3 protein-coding genes are annotated in these 7,548 nt (G+C 38.0%); all 3 read right to left on the reverse strand.

The genetic code is table 11. The features are described from left to right. Window positions 1–39: 39 nt before the first annotated feature. Window positions 40–1,599: a cardiolipin synthase gene (gene cls, locus KQI87_RS14340; protein WP_216460725.1), complete on the reverse strand. Its 1,560-nt coding sequence runs from the start codon at window positions 1,597–1,599 to the stop codon at window positions 40–42. Between the two features lie 93 nt (window positions 1,600–1,692). Beyond that, window positions 1,693–4,302 (reverse strand): hypothetical protein, encoded by a 2,610-nt coding sequence (locus tag KQI87_RS14345; protein ID WP_216460726.1) that lies wholly within the window; start codon window positions 4,300–4,302, stop codon window positions 1,693–1,695. Window positions 4,303–4,306: 4 nt separating this feature from the next. Beyond that, complete coding sequence (locus KQI87_RS14350) at window positions 4,307–7,219, reverse strand: serine/threonine protein kinase (protein WP_216460727.1); 2,913 nt, start codon at window positions 7,217–7,219, stop codon at window positions 4,307–4,309. Window positions 7,220–7,548: the final 329 nt, after the last annotated feature.

Here is a 7,548-nt window from a genome sequence, read left to right on the forward strand (position 1 = left end):
TGCAGATTCCCCAAATCTACAAGTACAGCGTTTTTAATATTAAAGCAGTTCCGCAAACAGTCTCAGGAACATCTGTCCCAGTCTGAGTGTTGCACTGCGTCCCTCTTTATACTGATCAGTTACTTCTCTGCACTCTGATATTGTATGTTCCAGGTCATGTCTGATGTCCAGTACCACATCACAACCCGCCATGAAACATCCATTTTCAAAATGATGATAAAGGCTTCGATAATCCATATTGATGGTTCCGCAGGTAGACATGCAATCATCCACCACACACATCTTTGCATGACAGAATCCAGGTGTCCACTCAAAGATACGAACTCCATTGATCACCAGTCCATTATAGAAGGATCTTGTTACACTGTAGATCAGCTTTTTATCTGGAATTCCAGGTGTAATGATCCGTACATCTACGCCACGTTTAGCTGCCAGTGAAAGTGCGTGAGTCATCTCATCTGTAATGATCAGGTACGGCGTCATAAACCAACAGTATTTCTCAGCTTTATTGATCATGCTGATATATACTTCTTCTCCAACTTGTTCACCATCCAGAGGACTGTCTGCATAAGGCTGAATATAGCCGTTCTGCTTTGCCTGATATGAATACGGCTGAAGATACTGTTCCATGTCAATCTCATCCGGGTGGGCATTGCTGGCTGCATTCCACATTTCCAGAAATGCCACTGTCAGTGAGCGCACGGCATCTCCTTCCATACGCACGCCTGTATCTTTCCACATTCCATAAGGATGTGTGATATTAAAGTATTCATTTGCCAGATTATAGCCTCCGGTGAATCCTACTTTTCCATCGATCACAGTAATCTTACGGTGATCTCTGTTATTCAGAAACATATTGAAGCCCGGTGAAAATGGATTAAATACACGGCATTGAATGCCGACACTTTCCAGTTTTCGTGCAAAATCCATGTTTACAAAACCGATGGATCCCATATCATCATAGAAAACCCGCACCTCAACGCCCGCCTTCACACGATCTTCCAAAATTTTCTGAATTCTGTGCCATGCCTCTTCATCTTCAATCGCATGATACTCCATGAAGATAAATTTCTCGGCGTTCTTCATATCTTCAAGCTGTGCATTCAGTCCTTTGATGGCCTCGTCATAATAGATCATATCTGTATTCTGATAAACCGGATATCCGGCATAACTGGATAAATAAGAAGAAATACCTCCCGCTTTGGGAATTTTATCCTGAAGTTTCTTCTGAATTTCACTATTTTTTGGAAGCAGTGGCAATAATTTTGCATCAATCTTTTCATATCTTGACCGCATTTTCCAGGTTCCGCCATTAAGACCTATCAGCAGAAATAATGTCACACCCATAATTGGAAATGCCAGTATCAAAATGATCCACGGTGTTTTCATAGTTGAAGTCTGATGACTGCCATAAATCTTCAATACCAGAACAATTGCAAAAATACGGGTAAACAGATCGATCACTCCCGCATATGCATTTAACCGCTTGAAAACTACCAACATAAATCCAACCTGAAAAAGAATTGCCAGTACAGAAAAAGCCATGCGCTTCACGCCGTTTTCTGTCTTTTTCTTGCTTTCCAACGTGCTGTTGCTCATACACACTTTCCTCCTATTGTTTATTATTTTCTGTAATTAATTTGACTTTACCGAAAAATATAGCATATCTACATTCTTAATCAAACAGATATTTTATAGAAAAGTTACATCTGATTCCTGTGAAAAGATTTCCTGGATTTTTTTCTTAAAAGCATTAAACTTTCCTTCATCAGGATTAGAACTGTCGCCATAAATTCCTACTCTCCATGTTCTTTCCAGATGATTCCTGTCAATACTTATATATGGACCTTCTCTTATATCATTTATGTAAAAACAGACTTCACAATTTCCCTTATTCATTTTTCCTTTCTTCCAGATTGTCCATATTCTTTCTGAAACTTCTTCTATGCCATAATTCTCGTCCATATGAAATTTAACGTACAACTTATTATCGAGCTGCTTGATGATCAGAACTTCTGCGTCTGAATCTATCCGTTCAATAGTCTCTTTTGTCATTACTGCATCATGCGGATAAAACTCCCATGCAGACCTGCTTTCTTCTTTTTCAGAAACTGTCTGCTTTTTGCTGCTATACTGACTATATTTCAGGTCATAATCTACATTCATATTTCCTTCCTGTCCAAGCATATTAAAAAGCTCCGCTAATGGTTTCATATCTTCAGAGAATTCTCCAGACTTACTCATCAATGCATCATCAAATGTAAATTCATAATACTTTTTATCATATTCCCCCTCTTCTCCAGTTCCTGCAGGCATCTCTTTCAAATTTAGTTTTGCTATCTCATAACTATTCGCTACTTTTAAATAAACATTTCCATCGTCTTCAAGAACAGGATCCATGAATTCTTTCATGTTTTCATTAGTACTCTCAAAACATAAAATCCATTTATCATCCTCTGCTTTCAGCTCATAATTCGAAAAATATAATTTATTCCCCCAACGATCATACAGTCCATACTGGATTGTTCCTCCTTCTCCCCCAAGTATGTCTGCTACAAATTCAGAAATATTTTTCTGCTGTACTTTTATCACAAAAATGTTTTTGTTATTTTTCGCAGTTCCTATTGCATACGGAATTTCCAGGCATTCCAGTCGTCCTGCCAGATCTCCCAGATTATGATAATAATCTCCCTCATCCAGCTTGGATTTATAAGTACCATATTGCAATTTTACAGAAGGTTCCTCTATCAGATCTTCACTTGTCCAATTTGTAAAAAGATCAGAACTTCTGTTTAGCCAGTCTGTAGGAATTTCTTCTTTCATTTTGAACTCATTTTTTAAGCTACTATCAAGCAATACCGGAAATGCCATTTCCATCCGGGGAGATTCGTAAATATATATTTTATGCCAATCGCCTTCACTTATTTCAGCTTTACAGCGCTCCCCATCGTCTTCCAAAAATCCACACAGGTCAACCTTGTTCTCTCCTCCAGAAACTAACTGAGGAATCAATGTATTCTTCACTAATTGTGCTTCTTCATCTGATATTGTTACTTCAAGTTTTTTAGTTATCTTACTGAAATCATATCCCTCTTCAGATTCCAGATCATGTTTTTCTTCATTCGAAAGTTCTATTTCTTTAATATCTTTAATTTCCTTTTGAGAAAGCTCTATATCTCCATCCTGCCGTACCCATATACCAGAACAATTTACATGTGTTCCAATTCGCACTTTCAATGGTGTGGTCAAATATGTTTCTAATTTACTATCTTCTTTCGTCTCTTCATAAAGTTCATAAGGAATTACAATTCGAATCTTACCATTATCATCTTCAACCCAATACTTATTATTCTTCGACAATTTTTTCACTCTATTTTTAATGATTTCTACAGAATTTTTGTAATCTTTCTGTTTCATTTCATCAGGTGGAGTCAGCATAATTGTTTCTGTATCTACTCCCAGAAATCGAATCTGTTCCTCATATTTCTTACACAGTCCAAGCAAAACAGCTACTGCCAGAATTCCCAGCAGGACACATCCACCAATAAAATACAGGGAATTTCCCCTCTGACTTACATTATCCTTCTTCCAGTTAACCAAGGCTTCATAGAGTTCTTCCGGTGTTTGAAATCCGCTTTCCGAATCTATATTCATTCCCTTTTCCACAATTTTGTGAAATTCTGCATTTCCCTTCAAATCGCATGTTTCCAACGGCTCTGTTTCATCAAAAAGAACACGAATAAATCTGTCCTGCGGCTTTTTTCCAGAAAGACATTCATAAAAGATTTCACTCACAGAATAAGTATACTCAACATCATCCGTCTCATAATCCACAATCTTCGGCACAAGACACAATTCCCCATTCTCACTTCTGTAGAGCATTTCCGGGGAAACAGTAAGATTTCGTATTCCTGCGTTTTGGAGTTTCTGCAGATTCCGCAAAACTGGTAAAAACATCTCCGTCAGTTCTTCTTCTGATATCCGCTTTTTTTGTTCCATATACTGTTTCAGGCAGATACCCTCCGGGTAATCATAGATAATATAAGCTTTATCTCCTGCCTCAAACTGATCTGATACATGGCAGAGTCCTGACATATCCGAAAAATCCCCAAGCTGACGGGCTCTGAAAAGAATTTCTTCTATATCTTCTTTCTGAAGGTCTACCTCCTGGATCAGGACTTTTTTCTGCACACGCTGATGCCATCCTTCATAACGTGCTGTATCTGAGTCTGCTTCCAGTATTCTTTTTATTTCATATCGCTCATCCAGCAGACTACCTATTGATACCTTATTAGTTTCCATCTTTCTACCACCATAACGCCCCATAAACAAAACTGTTTTCTGTTACATAGTCTTGCAAAACACTACTTTTTTTAAGCAATTCCTCTATTTTTTGCTGTTCCGCATTCGATGAATCTGTATATTCATAAAAAAGTTCCCATTCCTTCTTATCGTCTTTCCATCCCTGATATATGGAAATATTCTCTCCATCCGTTCGATTTCCAGGGAATATTTTTAAAGAAATATTTCCCTTTAGCCAATCTGTATTTTTAAATAAAGCTTCTATATCCATCACCGTCTGCTCTCCATACTCTTCACCATATGTATTCCGATTAAGACGAATCTCTATTTCATGCCCAGATATCGTAATTGCTTCTTCTGCCTCTGCTTCTTCATTAATTTCACTCAGCATAGATTTCAATTTTTTCAGGCTTTCCATTTCTACTTCATAATTTTTATTTTCTTCCTGTGCTTCTTTTTCAGGTTCATTCTTCTTTGAAAAGTATCTTACATTCGTTAAATAATAATTAGAAAGTGGAGAAGGAAATTGATTCTGCACACATACTATAAATTTAAGTAATGGGATGTCCTTTTTTTCAAAAATATGTGAATCATTCTGCAAATTTACATTCAATTTTAAATCTTTCCCAGCCTCAACATCAACGAAATTTACTGCTGCCAATTCATAGTCCCAGACCTTCAAAACAATTCTGTCTTTGACTGACTCTTCCCATTCCTTTAATTGATTTCGTTCATACGCTTCTTCATAAACGGATTCCGGTTCATATCTCAATGCTATATCATCAGAATCTTTAAACTGCACTTGCCAGTCCCAGTCATCAAAGTCATCGCCTTTATCATCATCTGCTGAAAGTTTAAGATCTGAACTTGACAAATTTGCACGAAGTTTCTCAAGGATAAATCTACTCACATCTTTCTGTGCTATTTTTACAGCAAATTTATTGCGTCCTTCTGGAAATGTACCAAATGCATATGGAATCTCTAATGTATCCAGTCTTTTTTTCAGATCATAGATTGTCTCCAGCCAATTACCATCTCCCCTTTTTTTGACTATGTCAGCAGTATCGTAACTTATATATTCGGCACATACAAATGGCTCCTTAATATCTTCTGCTTTATGCTGGAAAGCTCCCCACATATCACTTTGTTCTTCCCAGTCTGCTTCCATATTATCAGCATTCAGTACCTGATAAGTTTCACTTAACGTAAAATCCTGCCATAAAAGTTTCCATTTATCATCATCTGAGAAAAGTGGTCTGTAGTAAGTAGTCCAATCCCCGTTCAAATCAGTACCTAAAGTGTAATTCATTAATTCCGGATAACAGGGATCTGTTGTCAAAAACATATAGCTTCTATTTTCTCCCTTACCAGACTGTAACCGTTTCTGTAAACTCTCTTTAATCCTTTTTGCAGCTTTTTCTGAAATTTTTACTTCCACATAACTTTCTGCTTTCTCTGGATTACTCCCAATTTCTGCCGGAAGATAATATTCTATTGGAAACTTTCCTTTTCTTTTTTCTACTGAAATTATGTCATCATCGTTTAATGTTTCTCTGGATATATCATAAGAACCATTTTCTTTCGGTTCTATTACTGTAATTGCCTTTCTGTGGGCTGCTGCCACTTTTTCTGTAATATAATCATTTATATATTCTTCCAGACTCTGTTCCTTGTCCTCGCTGTTGTTTTCCTCTTCTTTCTGTTCCTCAAAAAACTCCACCGGAATCTCCAGCTTCAATCCATCTTCTTTTTCCGTAAGAATATAATTCTCTTCTCCTACCGCAATATCCAGTCTGCTTTTCATAGTTTTGATATCTTTCTGGTAGTCCTGTGCACCTACATTGTCATAGGGTGCCAGAAGGAGTGTAGTTGTTTCTTTTCCGTGAAATTTGAAAAATGCCTGATGGGTTTTGTAGTAGTTCCAGCCAAAGAAAGCACTAGCTCCCAGGACACAGCAGGCACAGCTGATTCCCAGAAAAAATATATTTTTCTTTCCTGTTCTTTTTTTCTTCTTTGGTTCCAGGATTGGTTTCAGTTCTGCAAGCATTTCTTCGATGGACTGATATCTGCTTTCTCTTTGCAGACTCAGGCCTTTTTTCAGGATGCGTTCCAGTCTTGCATCTATTGTGATACCTCGCTGAGAAGGCATGAGAAGTATTCCATTCATGGCTCTTACAGTAGCGCTGATGGGTTTCTCTCCGGTAATTCCGCGGTAAATAACTGCGCACAGTGCATATACATCCGTCCATGGTCCCTGTTCGCTGTCTGAATACTGTTCCAGTGGTGCATATCCTTCTTTCAGTTCAATGGTATAGGTTTTATTATCAGCATAGGCTCTGGCAGACCCGAAATCCAGCAATTTTACACTGGTTTCTCCGTTCTCTGTGCGTACCAGTTTAATATTGTCCGGGCTGATATCACGGTGGATGACGCCGTTTTTATGAACCTTATCCAGGGTTTCCATAAGCGGAAAAAGAAGGCGAAACATTTCCTGCGGTGCTACCTGTCCGCTCTGCTGCAGATATTGCGCCAGAGTAATCCCACTTACATATTCCATTACAATATAGGCGGTATTATTTGTTTCAAAATAATCCAGTACATGAACAATTCCCTGTTCTGTAGTGAAATCTCCCAGTCTTCTGGCTTCTCTTAAAAATTTTGATTTTATATCACGAAAGCGTTCACCGGCTGTTTCATCTATAACTGCAACCTTTGTCCCCTGACGCTCCATGTAATCTCTGTCCCAGAACTCTTTTACTGCTACGTGACGGTTTACTTTTTCATTAATTGCTTCATAGGTGATACCGAAGCCTCCCATTCCAAGGACACGCAGGATTCGATATCTGCCGTCCAATATGGTATTCTCGGGCAGATAGCAGTTTTGACTGCTGCCCGGTCTGTTACTGTTCTCTCCCATACTTTTTCTCTTTCCCATTATTGTGAATACTTTTTCTTTTATTCCTACTTCTTATCCGCAGGTATTACTTATTCATTATGAATCCATTATACAATTTCCATGTGAATTTTTGAATGAAAAATTGCAGCTTTTTATAAACTGTAAATGTGCACCCAAAAAAGCTCCTGCATAGAAGGCTTTTTAATGTTATTGGAACCTTATTCTATGACAATCGAGTAGGAGGGAAAATTAAATAAATTTTCCCGACCTCTCACACCACCGTGCGTACCGTTCGGTACACGGCGGTTCAATCAACTTAACAAGTAACACACCTTTCGGTGTAGTAATCT

It is taken from the genome of Blautia sp. MSJ-9, from assembly GCF_018919065.1.
Classification (GTDB): Bacteria; Bacillota; Clostridia; order Lachnospirales; family Lachnospiraceae; genus Blautia_A.